The organism is Deltaproteobacteria bacterium (genome assembly GCA_016235345.1).
In the GTDB taxonomy this organism is placed as follows: domain Bacteria; phylum Desulfobacterota; class Desulfobacteria; order Desulfobacterales; family Desulfatibacillaceae; genus JACRLG01.
Genome location: JACRLG010000011.1, coordinates 1 through 21,689, shown reverse-complemented (window position 1 = coordinate 21,689; position 21,689 = coordinate 1). Strand labels below are relative to the sequence as shown.

The window sequence follows — 21,689 nt, the reverse complement described above, 5'->3', positions numbered from 1 at the left end:
ATCCAACATTTTTAATTATTTTCGCTTTCGGTTAAATATCCACTTCATCGCCTCCAGAATCACCAGCACCACTCCACCCGCAATCAAAGGCACGGCCATCAGGTCAGGGGACATTACGCCTGTTTCAAAAATGCTTCCTATAGGAGGCAGGGTTATCACAAGGGCCTGCAAAACAATGACAACGAGGGTGGCAGCTAAAAGGGGCTTGTTTGAAAGGGGATTCATAAAAAAAACGGACCGCGAGTTTGACCGAAGGACATGGGCCTCCACAATCTGGAGAATCACCACGGTGGTCATTATAATAATTGTCGCCGGAGCTTCCGATTGTTGACAAGCCCAGAAGGCGACGCCCAGATTGACCGCGCCCAGGAGAGAACCCAGGAGAAAGATCGAAAGACCGGTCCCGCCGGACATGATTCCTTCTGATGGATTCCTTGGCGGCCTTTTCATGGCGCCGGGATCGGCGGGCTCCATTCCTATTCCCAGTCCCAATACGCCGTCCGTCACAAGATTCAGCCAAAGAATCTGAAATGGCGTCAGCGGAACCGGAAGACCGAAAAGCGGGGCGAGAAGGACAAGCAGAACCTTGCCGACGTTTCCGGCAAGGGAAAATTTGATAAAACGCAGAATATTGTCGAATATCGCCCGGCCTTCTTCAACAGCCGACACGATGCTCGAAAAATTGTCATCAAGCAGCACCATGGACGCCGCTTCCTTGGAAACGTCGGTTCCGGTTATTCCCATGGCGACTCCAATGTCTGCACGCCGCAGGGCCGGAGCGTCGTTGACTCCGTCTCCCGTCATCGCCACCACGTGACCCTTTTGCTGGAGCGCTTCAACTATTTTCAGTTTTCGTTCGGGCGCAACTCTCGCAAAAACTGAAACTTCCTCCACCTTTTCGCTGAAAAGCTCAGGCGGAATCTCCTCCATTTCGGCCCCGGTCAGAACTCCGCCATCCATAAGTATGCCAAGGTCGGAGGCTATTCGTCTGGCGGTCAGAGGATGATCTCCCGTTATCATCACCGGCCTGATTCCAGCCGAAATGCAGGTTGCAACGGATGTCTTGACGTCGGCTCTGGGCGGGTCGAGCATGCCGACCATGCCTATGAAAACGAGATCGTTTTCAAGATCATCCGGCGAAAGCGCGGTATTTAAAGCCTCTTTTCCGGTGGACTTGAAAGCCGCGCCCAAAACCCTCATTCCACCCATGGCCAGGTTCTCATTGGCGGACCGGATTCTTTCAAGATACTCATCGTTCATCGGCGCTTCTTTTCCGCTGAGAAAGGCCCGGCCGCAAACCTTGAGAAGCTCGTCGGGAGCTCCCTTGGTGAAGACCAGAAGCTTTTCCGCTTCTATTTCGGCGCATTCCCCGATCCACGCCCGGCAGTCTTCGACACGATGAACAGTGGTCATCAGCTTTCTGTCCGAATCGAAAGGAATTTCGCCCACCCTTGGATAGGCCGCGTCAAGACTGTCCTTGAAGAGGCCGAACCTGGCGGCTGCTATAACCAGTGCGCCTTCGGTGGGGTCTCCAATTGCCCGGAAACGCTCCCGTGAATTGCCGGAGGCGCGCAGAACAGCGTCATTGCACAGGGCCGAACCCATCAGCAGAAGGGATAGGGCAGGCTCTTTTTTCAGTATTTCCGCCTGGTTGTCGAAAACAATGGTCGAAGGCCCGGAATGGTTCATTTCCTCCGACAAATCCAGCCTGTGGCCCGCAAGATCAAGAACTGTAACGGTCATCCGGTTTTCTGTAAGGGTTCCGGTTTTGTCCGAACAGATAACGGTGACGGAGCCCAGGGTCTCGACCGCCGGAAGCCTGCGGATAAGAATGTTTCGCCTGAGCATCCTCTGCGCTCCCAGGGCGAGAGCGATGGTTACCACCGCAGGTAGGCCTTCGGGTATGACCGCCACGGCCATGCTGACTGAGGTCATGAGCATCAGTTTCCAGTCTTCGCCGATCAGAAGGCCGAGACCGAAAACTGCGGAAAGAACGATGAGGGCGGCAATGGCCAGGGCGTGGCCCAGCGAGTCGAGCTTCTTCTGCAAGGGGGATTTCACGCGGTCTACGCTTTGAATCAGCCCCGCGATAAGTCCGAGCTCGGTGTCCATTCCGGTTACGGTCACCAGGAACCGGCCCCTTCCGTAAGTAACCGTGGTGCCCATGAAGCAGAAATTTTTAAGATCACCCAAAGACAATGGGCCTTCCCCCGGAAGACTGCCGGACTCCTTTTCGGCGGGCTCCGATTCCCCGGTAAGGACCGCCTCGGAAATCTTGAGTCCTGCGGACTCCACAATACGGCCGTCGGCCGGTACTATGTTGCCGGCCTCGATCATGACCACATCTCCGGGTACGAGGCCGGATGAAGCCATTTCGGTGACAACGCCTCCGCGCCTTACGCGCACCATTGGCGTGGAAAGCTTCCGCAGCGCGGCGATGGCCTTTTCAGCTCTGAAATCCTGGGCGAACCCCAAAATACCGTTAAGAAACAAAACCGTGAGTATCGCGATGGCGTCCTTGACGCTGCCCACCAGAAGAGAAACGAGAACGGCGATGAGGAGGACAAGAACCAAAGCGCTCACGAACTGATCCGCGAACATCCGCAGGACCGACCGTTTTCCGACCTCCTTCAAAACGTTCGGGCCGTACAGTTCCAGCCTCTTTTGGGCCTCTTCGGGATCAAGACCCTCCTCTATAGCGGTCGTAAGCCTTCCGGCTGCTTCTTCAGGACTGAGACCGGCCCAGACGGATGGTTCAATTCTTTCAGGGCCAGGCAGCGCAGGGCTGTTTTTCGTGCCCATTGATCCTTATCTTTCCTGCAGATTGGATGTTTTAGTTTTTCCGTCACTCAATCCGGTATCAGAGCATGGGTGAAACGAGTCGGGCGATGCGCTGTATCATTTTATTCCAGCGCCCTTCGGATTCCATATCTCCGGCCTTGAGTTCCCGGCTTTTTCGAAGATCGGAAAAGAAGCGTTCTTCCATAAGCCTTCCGAAACTTGAGTCCCTCACGAGGATACCCAGTTCAAAGTTCAGCCTGAAACTTCTGATGTCAAGATTTGCGGAGCCAACTATGCACCACATGCCATCCATAACCACCGTTTTGGCGTGGAGCATGGAAGGAAGATATTCGTAAACCCTCGCCCCCGAACGCAGCACAGCTGGGTAGTAGGAACGAGCCGCTTTTGACACAAGGGCGACATCCCCCCTTGCTGGAACCAGAAGCCTTACATCAACTCCCCGCATGGCGGCGCACTCTATCGCGTATAACATCGGTTCATCCGGGATGAAATAGGGGCTTGTCAGAAAAATCGACTTCCTGGCCTGGCCCAGAAGTCCGAAATACGCAAGCGAACTGGCGTTTCTTTCCTGGTCGGGGCAGCTTCAAGGAAAAAACCGAAATGGGAGGTACGAAAATGAAAGTCGCGCAAGCCGTTAATCTCTGCTTGGCCTGCCACAGGGCCAATTCGGGGGAAAAAAACCGTCCAAACCTATAAGTACACCTTCGTGAGGCTCGCCAAGCAATTCGGTCCAAGAGAAGCCGAGTCTATCAACACCGAAGAAATCCTTGCATTCCTTACCCCGCTGGTAGAAGGCAAAAAGGCATCCACCAAGAAAAACCGTTTTGGCCAAGTCCGTGCCTTTTCAATTTCGTCCGAGAAACAGCCAACCATAGCTTCCCCAATCCATGTGACTCCCCGGTCCTTAGAAAACTTTTCCGATATTCCGGTATACCAAAGAGGGACAACTTTCCCAAAGATGTTGTGGATGAAATGATCTTTCGGACCGAGAATGTCCGTACCCGTCTGATTTTGAAACTCATGGCCCGGGGCGGCATGAGGGTGGGTGAGGTCTTGAAACGGAGGGTAATGGATGTCAAGGGGACCAAGCTGAACCTTGTGGCTCCCAAAAGCAAACGCGAAGGCGAAGGCGTCTTTATTCCACAGAAAGTCGCTGATCGGCTTGAAAAATTTATTTCGGAACTCGGCTTCAAACCCCAGGATCGAGTATTTCCAATCTGCTATTCCACAGCCCACTCCCGGGCTTTCCGGGCGCCACAACATGTGGGGTTTTAGGCGGGCTATGATGCGGTCAAACAACCAAGCTAACCGGTGTGGCTTGTGCTCCTCCAGTCCAGCGCCCTGCTGGAGAAACTCTTCAATAGGTTGTAAACCACTCTGGACCGGATGTGCTGGAATCCCCTGTTGGGAAAAAGGCAAATTCTTCAGGGCTGACGGTATATCGCAGGCTCCTTGCCGCCTTGGTCCGCGTCCGAATGCAACCCGAAAGGACGTCTGTCTATTCAGCCGCCTCCACCCGACAAGGCACGTAGCGGTGCAGGGGCGTGCCTGCCAGGGGGTCACGGTGAGTGTTGCTTGTCAGCCGGTTAACGTTGGCGCCGTGGACCCGGCCGTCGTATTGAAGTCCGGACCCGTGGGGCATGGCCACCTGGCCTGGCCTGGCCGAATCGGTGACCTCAAGTTCCAGGACCTCGTGACCGGCATGGGTGCGGACGCGCACCATCTGGCCGTCCGACAGATTTAATTTTTCGGCGTCGGCCGGGTTCATCAGGAGTGTGCAATCCCGGAGCTTTTTGTTCCATTCCGGATTTCGCATGAGGGTGTTGGCGTTGGTTTTGACGTGCCGTCCCGCCAGGAGAACAAAGGGGAAGTCCGGGTCCGGGGCGAGCGCCTTTGTCTCGGCTTCGGGCGAAAGGCCAAGGAGCCAGTCCTTGAGTTCAGGAACATGGACTTGGATCTTGCCATCAGGGGTCCTTATTTCCCGGAAGTTGTCCGGATGGCCCTCACCCAACCAGACGCCTTCGGGGTGATCCAAAATGGCCTGGAACATCTCCTGGGCCAGAACCGCCGTGGGCGAGAGTTCCATAAGTGGCAGGTAGCTGCGCTGCCTGACAGCGGCCTGGAGTACTTTAACTACACGGTCGGGAGCGAGGGCCTTTATTACGGCCCTGGCCGTGGAAAAACCCTGACGGTCGGCCTCGGCCACGGCAGATGTGGGTCGCACGCGGGAAAGGCCGTAGAGGGTGCTCCAGTGCTTTTTAAGGCTTTCAGGGCCCTTGGCCAGCAGGCCCGGATACTCGGGCAGGAGTCCCCGGCCATTAAGGATCCGGTCAAATAGGTCCATGGGCTCCAGGATCCTCCCATCCGGGTCCTTGTAGGCGGCCAGCCGCTGCTGCAGGAGGCCGAATAGCATGGCCAGGTGGGCCGAGCCCATCTCCCGGCCCAGGGTCTTGGCCAGAATAAAGGGAAGCCTCTGAAGAGCCTGGGGGGTGTTCTGGATCCAGGGGGCCGCTGCCAGGGAAAAATCCATGGGGCCCTTTTGGGCGGCCTGGTAAAGGGAGTCCGGAATGGGCGGGATGAGGCCCATGGCGTCGGCCAGGCCGGTGAATATTTCGCCGCATTCCAAAGGCTCGCCCTCGGGCTCCACAATGGGCCGTCGCATCTGGAAAAACGACTTGGGCGTCCAGGGGAAAAACGTACCGTCATAGGATTCATAGGCCGAGCGCGCAGGCAGGACGTAATGGGCCATTCGAGCGGTCTCGGTCATTGCCAGTTCCACGGTCACCAATAGGTCCAGTTCCCTGAAAGCCTTTTCGTAAGCCGAAGTGTCGGCGTAGGAGCGCAAGGGGTTGGAGCCACAGGTCAGCACGACCCGCACTCGCTCGGGCTTGTCGGCAAGTATTTCCTCTGGAAGGACGTTGGGCGGAAAATACCCGTTGATGGCGAAAAAACCAGTCTCCATGGTTCGCCAGGTCCCGGGGGCGCGCTCGTCGGAGTCCAGACCCAGGGGCAGGACAATGGGCGGCAGGTGGTTGCCACCGGGCACGCAAAAGCGCCCGCATACAGTCGCCAGGAGATTCAGGAGGTAGGAGGCCAGGGTGGAGTGGCGGTTCATGATCAGGCCAAGGTCCGGATGCACGCACCATTTGCGGGTGGAAAGAAGCAGGCAGAAGTCCTCGACCTCCTGATATTCCAGCCCGCAGACCTTCAAGGCTCCCTTTACGTCAAAGCCGGTAAACCAGGGCCTCACCTTGTCCCACCCTGAAACGTGCTGCCGGATGTAGTCCTTGTCCTCCCAGCCCATTTCCAGGATCAGGCTGATGAGAGCCCGGATTAACAGGGCGTCGGTCCCGGGCCTGAGGGCAAGGTGGATGTTGGCGGTTGTTGCGGTTTGGGATTTTCTGGGGTCCACCGCGGCAAGGATTTTGTCCGGATTGTCGGCAAACTCCTTCAGGACCAGGGGGGCCCGGGGCATCTGGTGGCTCTGCATGCCGTTCCAGCCCCAGGCAATGAGCATGTCCGAGCGGTCCTCGTCGGGCACGGGGACGCGGTTCTGGCGGCCCAGCATGCGGCCGTTGACCCAGTAATAGCCCGTCAGTTCCTGAGCAAGGGCGTTGTAGTGGTATTGAGAGCCCAGGGCCCGCATAAAACAGATTCCGAAGGGTGCATCAAAATGGCAGCCCTGGCCGCCGCCGCCCATGTAGGCAAAGGACCTTGGCCCGTGTTTTTCCAGAATGTTTGACAGCTTCCCGGCGATCTCGGAAAAGGCCTGCTCCCAGGTGATCTTTTGAAATCCCTTGCCGTGGCGTTTGAGGGGGTGGGTAAGCCGGTCCGCGTTGTGCTGGTGGTGAAAGACGTTCAAGCCCTTGCGGCATATGTATCCCCGGCTTCGGGGATTGGTTTTGTCCGGCCGGATCTTGACCATGCGGTTGTCCCGCACAAGAACCTCGATGCCGCAGTTTTGGGAGCAAAGGACGCAGCCGGTCTGATGCCATTTTTCCATGGGTTCCTCCTTTGTTAAGGCTGCGCTATCGTCTGATCACCCTTCATCGCCGCCAAGGCCACCGTCGCCTCAAATTCGCCTGAATACCTCTTGGGCTTCGTCATCCAAAAGGGTCCCTCTTTTCGGCTGGGAGCCACCTTATACCCTTCTACGATTTTTACCCAATGCCGTAAACCCTTGCCGCGTTTTCGTATAAAACTTTCCGAAGCAGAGGCCCGTCTCCTTTGCAGGCTTTACGCGCACAGGCCAGGGCGGCCCAGGCATCGCCAAAGGGCCAGTCCGAAGCAAAAAGCACCCGGTCTGGGCCTAAAACCTTAATCAGTTTCCTTATATTGGCCGCGGACTGGATCGAGGTGTCCACGCAGACATTTTTGAAGGCGGCCAGTTTTTCCATGACTTCCTTCACTTCGTACATGCCGGCGTGGCCCACTACAAAACGCACGTCCGGATGTTCCCGCACCAAGCGCACGGCGTAATCAACGGCGCCGTATTCCGGGATATTCCTGTCTTTCTCTTCCCCTTTATAATAATTGGAAATGCCGCAGTGGAACAGCACGGCAAGCCCCGCCTTGCCCGCGGCTTCCACCGCTTTGTGGGTGCGCGGATCGTCCAGGGCCACCTTCTGGATTATGCCGTGGAGCTTGAGTCCCTTTGCTCCACCCGCCTTGTCCGCCGTAAGCTGTGCTTCAAAATCGCCGCCCACCGCCAAATCCACGGTGGTAAACGGGATCACGCCGGGGTCCTGGGCGGCGGCTTCCGCCAGATCGCCATAGACCACGTAAGGATGGACTGGCATGCAGGCGCTATGTGTTATGCCCAATCGATCCATGGATTTTCGGAGATTTTCCAGGGTTGCGGTCCGGCTGCGAACCTGTTCGGCCGTGATGGCCTGGCTGAGAGAAAGACGGTATAGCAGGTTTCCAAGGCCGAAATTGCGATAACCCACCAATCCCCAGAGAGTGATGGGATCAAAAATCAGAGGTTTGCCTACTCCCATGTTCCAGATGATTTCGCCCCCGCCCCTGGTTAATATGTCTCCGATGTGAGTGTGCGCGTCGATGACGGGATGGGATTTTGGGATGCGCAGTTCGTTCATGATATAGCCTTCAAAGCCAAGGATTCAGTTAGATTCTTTTAAGCGTATTCTGAATGGCTTCTATGAGTTTTCTCGACTCTTCATCCGTCAAGGTGAGGGGCGGCCTGAGCACAACAGAGGATTTCAGGACCTCTCCCGGGACGCACAGAAGGCCCTGGGTTCTGGCGGCCTTGCAAAAGGCCAAGGCCTTTTCAGTGGAGGTCAGTTGGATTGATAAAAGAAGGCCCAGTCCGGCTACAGACCGGAATGTATCGGGATATTCTCCCGCCAGGGGCTTCAACCCATTCAGGATTCTTTCCCCCTGCCTTTTGGCGTTATTCCATGGTTTCAGGGTTTCATACAAGTCCAGGGCTTTATCGGCCACAAGGCATCCCACATCGTGCCCACCGAAAGTGCATAAGTGAATGAGCGGGTGCTTATCAAAAAAGGCTTTGATTCTGGGAGGGAAGGCGAGCCCGCACATGGGAAACATTCCACCTGCAAGGGCCTCGCCAAAGATCAGAATATCCGGAGAAGCCCCCAGGCCTTCGCAGGCGAACTTCGTTCCGGTGCGTCCAAATCCGGTCTGAGTCTCATCCAGAATCAAGAGAGCCCCTTTTTGATCGCAGACCCTCCTCAATTGCCCGAGATACTCCCGAGTAGCTGTCCGGCAACCGTTTTCAGCCTGGACCGGTTCCAGAATCACTGCTGCAGTGCGTGCTGTCACCGCTTTTTCCGCGGCGGTTCCGTCTCCGAAGGGAATGGTTTTTACGTCCGGAATCAGGGGGCCATAGTCAGCTTTATCTATCCGATCCGAAAGGCTCATGGCAAACCCTGTCTGACCATACCATCCACCATCCACGGTTATAAGCTCGGTTCTTTCCGTATGCCCCCTGGCCACCTTGCATGCCGCGTCCATGGCCTCACCCCGGACTACGGTGAAAAGCATACAAGAAAGATCATAGGGCATAAAACGGGCCAGCCGTTCAACCAGGCGAACCTTTTCTTTTGAAACCAGGACAAAATTTCCCTGGTCTGTTTTTTCAGCCGCATTCAATAATGCCTGCCCGAGTTCCGGGCGGCTTCGTCCCAGATTGTGTGTTCCACCGGATGTATAAGCATCCAGAATGGCATTTTTCTTTTCGTCATATAACCACGCGCCGGCTGAACCCGACTCGAAGAAATCATGCCCCTTTGCCGCCAAACCGGAAATCAGGGCCTTTGGAAAGTAATTCTGGGCTTCTTGCAGTAACTCATGGCCCGATGTGATGTCGTTCATCATGCTTCGCCTCCGATCAGGATTTGATGTTAGAATCCAAACTTTCTTAGAAAAGCGCTCGAAGAGATGAGCACCTTCTGATTGTTCAGGACCCTTCCGATTAAGGGCAGCCGGGAAAGGGGCATGAGGAGAATAAGGTAGAGCTTCATGATTTTAAGGGCCTCCTCGATAATGGAAATCACCTCGTCCGTCTCAGACTCGGAAAGTGTGAGGGGAATCTGGAAGCGCATCACCTGGGGGGCGTTCCCGGAGTAGGCGGCGAACATGCCCTTGCGACTCAAACATTCAGCCATAAGCATGCCCATGAAATCATGTTTGTATTCCAGGCCCATCATCATGCCACGCCCCCGGACCTCCAGGATGATTTCAGGATTTTGCTCCTGAAGCTTTAAAAGCCCGTTCCGGATTTTACCGCCCATCCTTTCGGCATTCTCCCAAAGCCGGTTTTCCAGGATATAGTCCAAAACCTTGGACGAGATTCGGCAGCCGATGTCCGAACCGCCTCCCAGGGAAACATGGAACCAGGGATTCTTTTCTGTAAAATCCGTTAATACAGGCGTGTCCCGATAGACGATGGCTCCGTTGGGGTAGATCCCTCCACCAATCGCCTTGGCAAGCACCATGATGTCCGGAACCACGCCGGAATGCTCGGAGGCCCAAAGCTTCCCGGTGCGGCCGAAGCCGGTTTGGATTTCATCGAAGATGAGTTGTATGCCCAGATTGTCGCAATGCTTTCGGAGTCCGGCGAGGTATTCATCGCTAGCCACATGAATACCACCCTCTCCCTGAATGGGTTCAAGGATGACGGCGGCCGTATTTGTGTCCGCCTTTCGGATAAAGGCATTGAGGTCTCCGAATGGCAGGAAATCGAAATTGGGCATCAAAGGCTCGAACAATTCCTTATAGTAAGCCTTGCCGTTGGCGGAGAGGCTGAACCCGGAGTGTCCGTGATAGGCTTTTACCATGGAAAGGATCTTGGTCCTTCCGGTGGCTCCAAGGGCAAGCTTTATGGCTCCATCCACGGCATCGGCGCCGCTTCCGGCAAAAATCACACGGTTGAGGTCCCCCGGGCAGGCTTGGACCAGCTTTTTTGCGAATTCCACCTTGTGCCGCGAAAGGAGCCCTGCGGATCCCATGTCACTCCCATCTCGGACTGCGGCGCGAAGTTCGTCCAATATCTCCGGATTGCCCCGTCCGACGTTGAAACAGCCGGCCGAGGAAAATCCGTCAACATATCGCTTTCCGGTAACGCTCTCATAAAAATGAACGCCCTTTCTTTTTCCTTCGAAGATGTCCAGGTGGCCGGCCGATAAAAACCGGATCTGTCCCCTGGATACGTGCGTTCCAAACTTCGCCAGCATCTGTTTTTTCTTCGGCGATAGTTCCATTTTTTCAGTTCCATTCATGATCATTAACCTTTCCGGCTTTAGGTTTACCTTTTTGAGGTTGATCCTGGTTAAGACATGCGGCCACAATTACGGTAACCTGCCTCCTCGCCTCGTTGCGGCTAAAAGCAGTGGAGTCGACCATCCTTTGCAGCGCAAGGCCCTCAATAACCGCCACCAGCATTGCGGCCTGAACCGGATCAAACTCGGTGCCGCTATGCATAACCCCTTTTGATTTTTGGCTGAGAAATATCCCGGGTTTCCACTTCGACACAGAAACGGCTTTTTTTCCTATAGCGACGGGGGCCATCAGGGCCCCCGTTTACCATTATAGCAGTTCTTTCAGGGGCGTGTACTCCAGGCCAAAGGCCTCGGCCACCCCGGGATAGGTGATCTTGCCGTGGACCACGTTGGCGCCCAGGGCGATTTCCTGGTTTTGTTCGCAGGCGGCTTTCCAGCCCTTGTCGGCGATTTCCACTGCGTAGGGCAGGGTTGCGTTGGTCAGGGCCATAGTGGAGGTCTTGGCCACGGCCCCGGGCATATTGGTCACACAGTAATGCACAACCCCATCCACGATGTAGATGGGGTCCGAGTGGGTGGTGGCCCTGGATGTCTCAAAACAGCCGCCCTGGTCGATTGCAACGTCCACCAGAACCGCGCCGCGCTTCATGGAAGGCAGCATGTCCCGGGTGATCAGGCGGGGGGCCTTGGTGCCCGGAATGAGCACCGCGCCCACCACAACGTCGGCTTCCAGGCTGTATTTGCGGATGGCCGAGGGGCTGGACTTGATCAAAAAACAGTTGGCGGGCATGACATCTGAAAGGTAACGCAGGCGGGACAGAGACATGTCCAGAAGGTAGACCTTGGCACCCAGGCCGCAGGCCATCTTGGCCGCGTTGATGCCAACCACTCCACCGCCGATGACCAGCACCGTGCCCGGGTCCACGCCGGGCACTCCGCCCAGGAGGATACCGTGGCCGCCCTTTTCCATTTCCAGGTACTTGGCCCCCTGCTGGATGGCCATGCGGCCGGCCACCTCGCTCATGGGTGTGAGCAGGGGGAGGGACCCGTCGGTTTTCTGAATGGTTTCATAAGCAATGCACACCGAATCGCTTTGGATCAGGGCCCGGGTCAGCTCTTCGGCCGCAGCCAGGTGCAGGTAGGTGAACACGATCTGGCCGGGCCGGATGAGGCCATACTCCGGCGGCAGGAGCTCCTTGACGTGCATTACCATCTCGGCCCCGTCAAAGATTTCCTCGGGCGTGTCCTTGATGGAGGCCCCGGCCTGGATATAGGCCTCGTCCGGCAGGCCGGAATTGATGCCGGCGTTCTTTTCCACCCAGACCTCGTGGCCGTTCTGGACCATGACCTCCGCCCCGGCGGGCGTCATGGACACGCGGTTTTCCTCCGCCTTAATTTCCTTGAGCACTCCGACGATCATTCGCCCCCTCCTGTTTTTCTTGTTAGAGCCATATGAAAAAATTTCCCGCTTCTCAATTATTCCTATATTATGCAGCGACATCCCTGAAAAATGACCCCGCACACCTTTTTGCCAAGTTTTTAGTCTTTTTTCTTTCGTTCAGAGCGAGAGAACAGATCGGAATCGTCCAAAGCGCCACCGACCCCGCCTTTCCGCATCCAGCCAGCGAACAACCACCCGGCAACGTCCAGTCACTGTGTCGCTCAAACCGCACTTAAAATTCCCTCCATGGTAAATTGGACAAGATTTCTGATGTCCTCTTTTCGGCTGTCATCCGGCTCAATCATCCATTGAAGAGCCAGCCCCTCGATCAAAGCCACCACAAGATACCCGGCGTTTTTTATCGGGGAATAGAGTTGCCGGAAGTGCAGGTTTCCCCGGGCCCGGTAATTTTCCATGAGCAGACGCAAAGGCTTTACTACCACTTGGCTCTCAAAACCCATCTGGACCAGATTGTAGAAGACCCGATTGAGTCCCTGGTCAAAAACAAATTCGTCGCATAAAAAATTAGCGAAGGCTTTGAGAAACTCGCTGCTGTTTGAAAGCTCCTGCATTTTTTCTCCAAAAAGAGCTTGGTATTTTCCGGCCAGATGATCCATCAGGCAGGTGACGATTTCATCCTTGGACTTGAAGTAATAGTGGATTACGCCGGGCGCCAATCCGGCCTGAAGGGCTATTTCCTTGGTCGTGACTTTTTCATGCCCTTTTTCCGAAAGGCATGCATATAGCGCCTGGACGATTTCATTTCGTCTGACCTCGGCGTTGTTTTTTCGTCCCATGGTATTTCCTATGCGGTGTGTTTTAGGCTGCGTTATATTATTTTCAATTGATTGTTTGGTTTAAGATTGCCGAGGAAGACGGAGAAGCGGAAAACTTCTGTGAGAGGGAACTGATCCGTAAGCCGGGGAAGGGCCTTGAGGTTTCAGAATATCAGCAAACAGCCTGCTGGAATAAACATCCCGGAAAATAGCCAGAAAAATTGGGTTTCCCGGATTTGGATGAAGGTATTACCAGGCACTGAAAAAAGGGGCTGGCCATTTCCCAGGGTAAAATGGAGGACCCGGACGATGCTGCCGTGTTGCGTAAAATAAAACCCAACACGATTCGAAGCAGGATGAAAACTTGGCATTCCTTATGGCTGGAAGAGCAATAAGCTGGGTTTAAGGGATATTTAGATTGGTATATTTGCTCAAAGGCGCGGGCTTCGAGTTCGCCCCCGGAAACCGGGATGGGCGGTAGGTAATGGTGGCCCTTGGGCTTAAAAAGGCAAGGGTCTTTTGAAGCTCCCCAACTTGACCATTGATGTGGACAATTTTGCAGCAGGAGGGCTTTCCAGAAACTCCATGAGCGCGGTCCGGGCGGAGGACTGACCTTCGCTTGTAATCTAAGGGGCGCGCTTAGGGAAAACCAGCGTTTTGGATGGAAAGCCAGAACCAGCGGACGGCAGACGGTCTGGGCGGTCTTCCCGGAGGCCATTTTAACTCAAACATTCTGGCCTTCCATGACGGATGCACCTGAATGGCTCATCGGTCACTTGTCTATTTCGACATCGTCTGAGACATCCGGCGTTTTCGCTCCGTTGTTCCCTTCGGTCCAGTCGGACACATACTTGGCGACCGTGCGGCGGTCGAGCCTGGTTCTTCTGGCAACTTCCTCATAGGTTCCGTAACGCCGGTAAAGAAGGACGCAATAGCCCGACAAGAGCCTCTGGGCAGGTATATCCCCTGATTCCATCGCATGGGCGAGTTGTGAAAAAATATCGTCCGCCTCATCCCCGCTTTTGCCTTCATAGACCCGCTTCAGGAGCACCCGCCTGACGCACTGCTCCAGCTCCCGCACGTTTCCGTACCAGGGGTAATCCATGCCCAGATTCTTGCCGATAACATCCTTCACCATGCGGCAAAGCTCAGGCGAAGGCTTTCCGATTATTCGCGTGACCAGAAAATTCAGAAGGGTGTCCAGTTCAGCCGGGTCTTCACGCAGCCGACGCCGCAATGGCGGCATGACTATGATATCGGATGACAGCCGGTAATAAAAATCATCCCTGAAGGCTCCTCGCTTTCTAAGGTCGTCTATGGGCCTGTTGGTGGCGGCGATTACGCGTCCGTGAAAGGATTCGGCTTTGTGGCTTCCCACCGGGTTGAACTCGCGGTCCTGAAGTACGTGCAGCAGCTTTATCTGTATATGGTGAGGGATTTCACCTATTTCGTCCAATAAAAGGGTTCCGTGAGGCCCGCATTGTGCGAACTTGCCGGCGTGGTTTTCCACAGCCCCGGTGAACGCCCCTTTTTTATGCCCGAAAAGCTCGCTCTCGATGAGGGTCTCAGGGAAACTGGAAAGGTTTATGGAGATGAAACTTTTGGTGAAGCTCTCCTCGAAGCGCTGTTTTTTGAGGTTGAAGGCAATATAGCCCGCCCGCCCGATAGCCCCGGCTGCGGCTCCCTTGCCCGTGCCGGTTTCACCCAGAAGCAGCGTTGAAAAATCCTCCATGCGGTTCCACAGATAGCGCTCATAAAGGCTCACGTTGTGGGTGAAGATGTTGTTCCAGATGTCGAACTTCAACTTGCGCATCACCGGGCTTCGGCCAGCCAGCCCGTGATTGATGAAGTAAAAGGCGCGCCGGAACTGGTATCCAAGCTCAAAGGCCCGCGTTATCCTTTCCGGGCCAAAGCCCCGCGAAGCCAGATGGGCTATGCCATCCCCGGCCCAGGAAAGCTTTACGGTTTTTTCACCGGCCGCCAATTGCTCGACGATATGTTCATCGAATTTTTTCCGAAACTCGTAGAAAAAATCAAAGAGATATGCGCTTTCCAGAAGGGCGCGATCCTTGCCCGAAAGCATTTCAATCCTTCGGACGCCTTGGGCCTCCAAAGCGGCCAGACGATCCTTCACCGCTTTTGTGGCTCGCTCGATTCCCGGTTCGAAGGTTTGGTCAGAGCAATATTTCGCCACCTGCGATTCGAGTTCGGCCCTGATCTTCCCATAGGGGTTGGCCACGCCGGTCTTTTGCACCAGGGCGAAAAACTCCCGCTCCGCGTCTGTGAGGCTTTGTTTTGTTCTCATGGGAGTAATGTGGACTCCGGAAAAATAACAAAAGGAGGATCGGGTTGACGGTCGGGTCAATTCCGCGCCGATATTTCCAGAATCGGAACCGATTGTCAAACGGCCTTCCGCCATTTCCCCCATCGATGAATTTGCCTCCATACACTCCATGCACAAGGCCCGTACATTTCTTGCTCTCTCAAAGTATTCCTTCCCGGAAGGGGCCAACAGGGAGGTGCTCAATTTATCTTATTTTATCAAATTATTAAGTAATAAAAGTCTGCCACGGCACGGTTCCTGCTTTTGTTTATCGGTGCTGGGGCGTTTAGGGAAGCTCCTTAAACAACGATAGCCTTGTAAAAAGCCTCTTTGATCCAGACCATGATACAATATGTTGTGGCTATGGTGTATCATGAATACATCATAAAGGTGTTGAGGAAACCTTTCGAGGCTTTTTGCGGACTCATCAAACACAGGAACAGGAAATGGAAAAACAATCAACAGCCGTGGTCTTTCCGGGTCAGGGCTCCCAATGCTTCGGAATGGGGAAAGAATTTTTCGATCAATTTCCCGAAAGCCGCGCGGCATTCCAAGAGGCATCCGAGGCCCTTATGTGGGACACTGCGGCAATGTGTTTCAGCCAAAACCCGTCGCTGAACCTGACCGAGTTTGCCCAGCCCCTCATCCTTACAACCGAAATCGCCATGTTCCGGGGGCTTTGCGTGCATTACGGATTAACACCCTCCTGTTACGGCGGCCACAGCCTTGGCGAATACGCGGCCCTGGTGGCGGCGGGTGTCATGCCCCTGGGCATAGCCGCACAACTGGTCAGTTTGCGGGGAAAACTGATGCAAACGGCCTGTCCCCAAGGAACCGGAGGCATGGCCGCCGTAATCGCCCGGAACATCGGGATGGAGGAAATACAGGCCGCTCTGGCGGACCTGCCTCTTGATGTGGCCAATGTCAATTATTCCGGCCAGATTGTGATAGGCGGGCTTTTGAGGGCATTCGGGGAGGCCGAAAAACGATTGGGCGGACTTTTGGATAACCGGGGTGACTGGCGCTTCGTGCCTTTAAACGTAAGCGCGCCTTTTCACAGCCGTTTTATGGCGCCCGTTTGCGCGCCTTTCGGCGAGGCCCTGGAAGATGCGAAAATCAATTGGGACACGGCAAAGGCCCGGAACGTGACATCGAACGTTACGGGGCTTTTTCACGAGCCGGATTCCCAGCGCATAACTGACGCGCTGACTCTTCAGGTGTCGCGGCCGGTGTTGTGGGAAAACAACATGGAGGCTCTGATGAAGAAGGCTACCCAGGTGGTGGAAATAGGCCCGGCCCGGCCACTTTCGGGCTTTTTCCGGTCAATCGGCATAGATGCCCGGGCTGTAACCAGCCTTGCCACGGCCCGGCGGGCCTTTGAAAACAGGGAGGCGGCCTGATGATGCGATTCGACTCCGGCCACTTTGCGATAATCCTTGGGGCGTCTTCCGGGTTCGGCCTCGCCACGGCCCAAAAGCTGGCGGCCCACGGCATGAACCTTGTTCTGGTCCACCGGGACAGGAGAGGCTCCATGGACCGCATTACGCTTTGTTTCGACCAAATTCGCCAAACCGGGGTGAAGGTTTTCGCGTTCAATGCCGATGCGCTTTCGGATGAAGGCCGTACAAGGGTTCTGGATGAAGTCAAAAACGCCATGGGAAAGAGCGGCAGAATCCGCACGATGCTCCACTCCATAGCTTTCGGAAACTTGAAGCCGCTGGCTCCTGCCGGGCCGGGCGGACAAGAGAGAGGGGAAACCGGAACAATTCTCAGACGCGAGGATTTCGACCACACGATTCACGCCATGTCCACCAGTCTGGCCGACTGGACAAGGGATACTTTCGAGCGGGGTATGTTCGCCGACGATGCAAGGGTTCTGGGCCTCACCAGCCAGGGATCAACCCTGGCCTGGCGCGGATATGCAGCGGTTTCCGCAGCCAAGGCCGCCCTGGAGGCCCTTGTGCGGGCCATTGCCTTTGAATATGCGCCATACGGAATTCGCGCCAACATTATCCAGGCCGGAATATGCCCCACTCCGGCACTGGCGGCAATACCCGGACATAAGGAAATGCTTCATGGCGCAGCCCTGAAAAATCCCCTTGGCCGCCTCACCCGGCCCGAAGACGTGGCAAACACCGTATTTCTCCTCTCCACGGACGAGGCTGCCTGGATCAACGGGGCCTTTCTTCACGCAGATGGAGGAGAGCACATTGCAGGCTGAGGAAAAATCATGGATGCGAACCAAACAGACAAAAGCCTCGTACTTTCCCTGGTCCCCCAACAGCACCCGTTCCGATTTTTGGATGACATCCTCTCTTTGGATGACATGCAAATCGAGGGCGTCTGCCGGTTCGGGGAGGACTCATTTTTCTACAAGGGACATTTTCCTGGGCATCCGGTCACGCCGGGAGTCATTCTTATAGAAGCCATGGCGCAGACAGGGGCAGTGGCCCACGCCATATACCTTATGCTGAAAAAGGGGGCGCCGCCCGAAACCATCAGGCGGAGCATGTTTGTTTTTACACGGGTGGAGGAGGCGGAGTTCACGAAACTTGTTCCTCCGGGCGCACGGGCGATTATAACGGGCGAAAAAATTTACTTCCGCGCCCGGACCATCAAGACCCGTGTACGGGTGACTCTGGAAAACGGCGAGCCTGCGTGTTCCGGCATTTTGACCGGAATGGGGGTGGACCTTGCCCGATAATCGCCGGAAAAAAGTGGTTGTTACAGGCCTTGGGGTGGTCAGCCCCATAGGAAGCCGCCTGCCCGATTTTGAAAAGGCGCTAAAAGAGGGCGCGTCTGGAATACGTTTTTGCCCGGAGCTGTCGGAAAACGGCTTTGCCTGCCAGATAGCGGGAATTGTGCCTGATTTCAACGCGGTGGGCGGTGAAATTCTGGGCGGCGAAGCCCTTGGCTCGCTTCCGGCCTCCATCGCCTACGGAAGTACCGCAGCCCTTTTGGCCTGGAAGGATGCCGGACTTTCCGAACCCGACCCGGACGGCGAGCCTGACTGGGACACCGGGGCCGTCATAGGCACGGGCATAGGCGATATGGACACCATAGCCAACAAAATCGTTCCGCTGGTGAACGCCGGCCAGGTGCGCCGTATGGGAAGCCGCATAATCGAGCATGTCATGCACAGCGGCGCCACCGCCCAGGTGGCCGGGCTTCTAGGCCTGGGAAACCGCACGTCATCCAACGCGTCGGCCTGCTCAACAGGCACCGAGGCCGTAATCGAGGCGGCCCGACACATCCGGTGCGGTGCGGCCAAACGGATGCTGGCAGGGGGCGCGGAAGGCTCTTCGCCATATACCTGGGCCGGGTTCGATTCCATGATGGTTTTGTGCCGAAAATTCAATTCCTCACCCAAAGAGGGTTCCCGCCCCATGAGCGCCTCGGCCTGCGGCTTCGTGCCTGGAGCAGGCGCGGGCATCCTGGTTTTGGAAGATTATGAAACCGCCGTCAGGCGGGGCGCTCGGATTTACGCGGAAGTGGCCGGAGGCAGCCTGAATTCGGGCGGGCAGCGCAACGGCGGCACCATGACAGCCCCAAACCGCGAGGGAGTCAAACGGTGCATAAAAGGCGCGCTTTTGGATTCGGGCATCCTGACGGAAGAGCTTAACGCAATTTCAGGACACCTTACCGCCACCTTCGCCGACCCTTTGGAGATACAAAACTGGGCGGCGGCCCTTAGGAGGGGGCCTGAAAATTTCCCTTTCATCAATGCGCCCAAATCCCTTTTTGGCCACTGCCTGGGCGCTGCCGGGGCCATCGAATGCGTGGCCGCTGTTTTGGAACTCTACGGGGGCTTTTTGCATACTTCGCTCAACTGCGAAGACCTGCACCCGGAAATCGAACCCTTTGCAAATAGCGTGGTCCGGAATTTCATTGAAAAACCGGACTTGAAAAACCTGGCCAAAGCCAGTTTCGGATTCGGCGACGTCAACGCCTGCGTCGTCTTTAAAAAAACCTAAGGAGAACAACATGCAGGAACAGGAAATTTTGAATCGGGTGATGGCTGCCGTCAAACCCTATGCCGGAAACCCGGTAAGGCTCACCAGCGCCAGCGCCTCAACCCGCCTTGTGGAAGACCTGAAAATCAATTCCGCTCGTCTGGTGGACATAATTATCTCCTTTGAGGATGTTTTCAACATCCGCATTTCCGATGACGAGGCGGAACGCATCGACACGGTTGGGGATGTTCTTAAAATGGTCAAATCCAAACTCAACTAAGACGTGAGGGACTGAAAGCGCGAACTTAAGTGTTACGCATCAAGGCCAATTTCACTCACATACAAAAGCGAACGCTCCTTCATTGGCCGTTTGCGTTTCTTCCATTTCATCGCTTTCAGTCCCTCACGTCCGGGGTATTAAAGTTGCAGGGTAGACTTTGATGCAAAACACAGATGATGGCGTTTTTCGTCAGCCTGTTATGGAATGCGTGGGAAACGACATCGTTGATCTGCGCCTGCCTCAGGCCCTGGGGAGGTGCGGAGACAGGCGCTTCATCCAAAGAGTGCTGAACATGGCGGAAGAGGAGGCGTTTGAGCGGATGGGCGGCGGTGACGGCCTTTTATGGGCATTTTGGGCCGGAAAGGAGGCCGCTTACAAGGCCTTGTCCCAAAGGTACCCCAAGGCTCCCGGAATGCCTCGAAATTTTGAGGTTAAATGGCAATCATCCCTCAAGGAAAAGGAGCTTTTCGGGATGGCTGCCACCTTCGCAGAACCCGTTTTCCTTTCCGCGAGCATATCCGAAGAACACGTCCATTGCACAGGCGTCACCGGAGGATTCGGTTCTCTTTCCAAGGTCCGATCCCTGGTGGGTGAATGGCCCGGCCTGGGAGACGATTCCCGCCGCGCCCGCACTCTTGCGGCAAGCCTTATCTCATCCATCGCGCATATCCGCCCGGAAGAAATCAGCATTTACAGACCGCCCTGCCCACGGCGTTCGGGCCCGCCCCGGGCCTTCCATCATGGCAGTCCGCTTCCCTTCATCATTTCGCTCAGTCACGACGGACGGTTCGCATCATGTTCCGCAATACATAAGTACTGAAAATTTGGACCTGAATAACTATCTGCGGAGTATAGCCGCCAATCACCGAGAGATGGGTAGCGAATTTGACCCGCTTGGTCATCTGTTGCGAAAATCAAAAACAGTGCAGAGGGAGGCTTATTTTCTTTGAGGTAATGCTGAAAAACTCAAGAGAGGCCTGGCATCAGAAATAGTATCGGGTGAAAGGCAAAAAAAACTACGATATTAAGCGGAGTATGGTTCTTTTCCATTTTTAAAAAATCCGGCAAAGGGAAGAAATGCCCCGGTCTTCCTCCCTCCGCCAATTTTTGGGAAACGAAAAATGGAAATAATTTGCGCTCCTGGTAATAACAGTAGCGGAATAAAACAGTCTGTAATTTGACCCAAACAAAAAAGAATTTTAGGCCCATACAAAATATGGGGTTGACAAGGCCGAAAAAATCAGGCAAACAAGGCCTTCTTATGTGGGGTTCCGTGTGTGAATCCATGTGGGAATTTGGGCGAAATGTGGGGAAAAGACCCGGAAAACGAAAAATCTGGAATTTCTTTTTCTTAATGATTCCAAGTTCCTAAGCAAAATCGGGGAAGTTAGAAAGCCTGGGGGACAGCATTTGTAATCAGTGGGTAGTGGGTTCGAGTCCCTCCGCTGGCTCCAATTATTTTTGCCCGAGGCAAAAAAGTTCTTTGCTTTTTTCTGCGGTTTTGCATATGAGGAAGCCCGTTCGGCGATGGAAGGGCTGCGGCGCGTTACGAAGGCTTCTTTCAAAGACCGGCCAGGCCGGGAAAAAGGCTCTTTCGGACATCGGCCCGGCGGCCTGAAACATAAAAGTTCTCGCTATCGCGTTTCCATGCGGCATCTCAGCCGGAACGCGACAAAGAGGTGGGGTTCCCGAGTGGCCAAAGGGAACAGACTGTAAATCTGTCGGCTAATGCCTTCGGAGGTTCAAATCCTCCCCCCACCACCAGCCACGGCGCGAAGACATGCAGGAGAATAAGGCTTTCGCACTGCGCGTCTTTCGGCTCGAAGTAAGAGGGTTTTTTGCGGAAACCGGTGAAAGCGGCCGGGTTTTGGCAGGGCGAAAGAAGTTATGAAGGGCGGGAGTAGCTCAGTTGGTAGAGCTACTGATTTGTAATCAGTGGGTCGTGGGATCGAGTCCCTCCGCTGGCTCCAATAGATGCATACGGTGGGGTTCCCGAGTGGCCAAAGGGAACAGACTGTAAATCTGTCGGCTATAGCCTTCGGAGGTTCGAATCCTCCCCCCACCACCACTCATTGGAATTATGCTCAATGTAGGAGAATCCGTTTTCGGAGTCGCTTCTGACTACATGGCTGCCAGCAAGAGCATTACGCATCGCGGTTTTCATTTGTGGCGCGGCGATGCAAGGATGCATGTGGATGCGAGCGTTCAGAATCTAGTTTGATCAGAAAAATCGGGCGGGAGTAGCTCAGTTGGTAGAGCTTCAGCCTTCCAAGCTGAATGTTGCGGGTTCGAGACCCGTCTCCCGCTCCCGCAGCGCCCGTCCCCGGGTGGCAACAGCAGAAAGAACGCAC

Annotated in this window: 17 protein-coding genes and 4 tRNA genes; 10 read left to right on the top strand and 11 right to left on the bottom strand. The window is 55.2% G+C overall.

What is annotated here, in order from left to right; genetic code table 11:
• Positions 1–15: 15 nt before the first annotated feature.
• The 11 genes from HZB23_05425 to HZB23_05375 all read right to left on the bottom strand — a co-directional run bounded on the left by HZB23_05425 (position 16) and on the right by HZB23_05375 (position 15,087).
• Positions 16–2,802, bottom strand: coding sequence for a cation-translocating P-type ATPase (locus HZB23_05425; protein MBI5844093.1), 2,787 nt, complete (start codon positions 2,800–2,802; stop codon positions 16–18).
• Positions 2,803–2,860: 58 nt separating this feature from the next.
• On the bottom strand, positions 2,861–3,334 hold the full coding sequence (locus HZB23_05420; protein MBI5844092.1) for a hypothetical protein: 474 nt from the start codon (positions 3,332–3,334) through the stop codon (positions 2,861–2,863).
• A gap of 158 nt (positions 3,335–3,492) precedes the next feature.
• A complete protein-coding gene (locus HZB23_05415) occupies positions 3,493–4,038 on the bottom strand; it encodes a hypothetical protein (GenBank protein ID MBI5844091.1) in 546 nt (181 codons plus the stop codon).
• A gap of 262 nt (positions 4,039–4,300) precedes the next feature.
• The gene (locus HZB23_05410) at positions 4,301–6,805 is read right to left on the bottom strand and encodes a molybdopterin-dependent oxidoreductase (GenBank protein MBI5844090.1); all 2,505 of its coding nucleotides are present in this window, start codon (positions 6,803–6,805) and stop codon (positions 4,301–4,303) included.
• A gap of 157 nt (positions 6,806–6,962) precedes the next feature.
• A complete protein-coding gene (locus HZB23_05405; protein MBI5844089.1) occupies positions 6,963–7,901 on the bottom strand; it encodes an amidohydrolase in 939 nt (312 codons plus the stop codon).
• A gap of 28 nt (positions 7,902–7,929) precedes the next feature.
• Entirely contained in the window at positions 7,930–9,162 is a 1,233-nt protein-coding gene (locus HZB23_05400; GenBank protein ID MBI5844088.1) for an aspartate aminotransferase family protein, read from the bottom strand.
• 26 nt (positions 9,163–9,188) lie between these two features.
• Positions 9,189–10,571 (bottom strand): aspartate aminotransferase family protein, encoded by a 1,383-nt coding sequence (locus HZB23_05395; protein MBI5844087.1) that lies wholly within the window; start codon positions 10,569–10,571, stop codon positions 9,189–9,191.
• Positions 10,552–10,854 (bottom strand): TetR family transcriptional regulator C-terminal domain-containing protein, encoded by a 303-nt coding sequence (locus tag HZB23_05390; protein MBI5844086.1) that lies wholly within the window; start codon positions 10,852–10,854, stop codon positions 10,552–10,554. Before HZB23_05390 ends, HZB23_05395 begins: the two co-directional genes overlap by 20 nt.
• 18 nt (positions 10,855–10,872) lie before the next feature.
• Entirely contained in the window at positions 10,873–11,985 is a 1,113-nt protein-coding gene (ald, locus tag HZB23_05385) for an alanine dehydrogenase (GenBank protein MBI5844085.1), read from the bottom strand.
• Positions 11,986–12,227: 242 nt separating this feature from the next.
• Positions 12,228–12,803, bottom strand: a complete 576-nt coding sequence (locus HZB23_05380; protein MBI5844084.1) for a TetR/AcrR family transcriptional regulator — start codon at positions 12,801–12,803, stop codon at positions 12,228–12,230.
• Between the two features lie 751 nt (positions 12,804–13,554).
• On the bottom strand, positions 13,555–15,087 hold the full coding sequence (locus HZB23_05375; protein MBI5844083.1) for a sigma-54-dependent Fis family transcriptional regulator: 1,533 nt from the start codon (positions 15,085–15,087) through the stop codon (positions 13,555–13,557).
• A 464-nt stretch (positions 15,088–15,551) separates the two neighbouring features.
• Here HZB23_05375 and HZB23_05370 point away from each other — a divergent pair, with 464 nt between their 5' ends.
• The 10 genes from HZB23_05370 (at position 15,552) to HZB23_05325 (ending at position 21,645) form a co-directional block, all read left to right on the top strand.
• Entirely contained in the window at positions 15,552–16,505 is a 954-nt protein-coding gene (locus tag HZB23_05370; GenBank protein MBI5844082.1) for an ACP S-malonyltransferase, read from the top strand.
• A gap of 2 nt (positions 16,506–16,507) precedes the next feature.
• Positions 16,508–17,326, top strand: a complete 819-nt coding sequence (locus tag HZB23_05365) for an SDR family oxidoreductase (protein ID MBI5844081.1) — start codon at positions 16,508–16,510, stop codon at positions 17,324–17,326.
• A 9-nt stretch (positions 17,327–17,335) separates the two neighbouring features.
• Positions 17,336–17,809, top strand: coding sequence for a beta-hydroxyacyl-ACP dehydratase (locus tag HZB23_05360; protein ID MBI5844080.1), 474 nt, complete (start codon positions 17,336–17,338; stop codon positions 17,807–17,809).
• Entirely contained in the window at positions 17,799–19,079 is a 1,281-nt protein-coding gene (locus HZB23_05355) for a beta-ketoacyl-[acyl-carrier-protein] synthase family protein (GenBank protein MBI5844079.1), read from the top strand. The genes HZB23_05360 and HZB23_05355 overlap by 11 nt, the downstream gene beginning before the upstream one ends.
• 10 nt (positions 19,080–19,089) lie before the next feature.
• Positions 19,090–19,338 (top strand): acyl carrier protein, encoded by a 249-nt coding sequence (locus HZB23_05350; protein MBI5844078.1) that lies wholly within the window; start codon positions 19,090–19,092, stop codon positions 19,336–19,338.
• 160 nt (positions 19,339–19,498) lie between these two features.
• Positions 19,499–20,158 carry a 4'-phosphopantetheinyl transferase superfamily protein gene (locus HZB23_05345; protein MBI5844077.1) on the top strand — a complete coding sequence of 220 codons (660 nt, stop codon included), beginning with the start codon at positions 19,499–19,501 and terminating at the stop codon, positions 20,156–20,158.
• Positions 20,159–21,016: 858 nt separating this feature from the next.
• Positions 21,017–21,102, top strand: a tRNA-Tyr gene (locus HZB23_05340).
• 130 nt (positions 21,103–21,232) lie between these two features.
• Positions 21,233–21,308: transfer RNA gene (locus tag HZB23_05335), tRNA-Thr, on the top strand.
• A gap of 12 nt (positions 21,309–21,320) precedes the next feature.
• A tRNA-Tyr gene (locus tag HZB23_05330) sits at positions 21,321–21,406 on the top strand.
• A gap of 166 nt (positions 21,407–21,572) precedes the next feature.
• Positions 21,573–21,645 (top strand) — tRNA-Gly (locus tag HZB23_05325).
• Positions 21,646–21,689 lie beyond the last annotated feature (44 nt).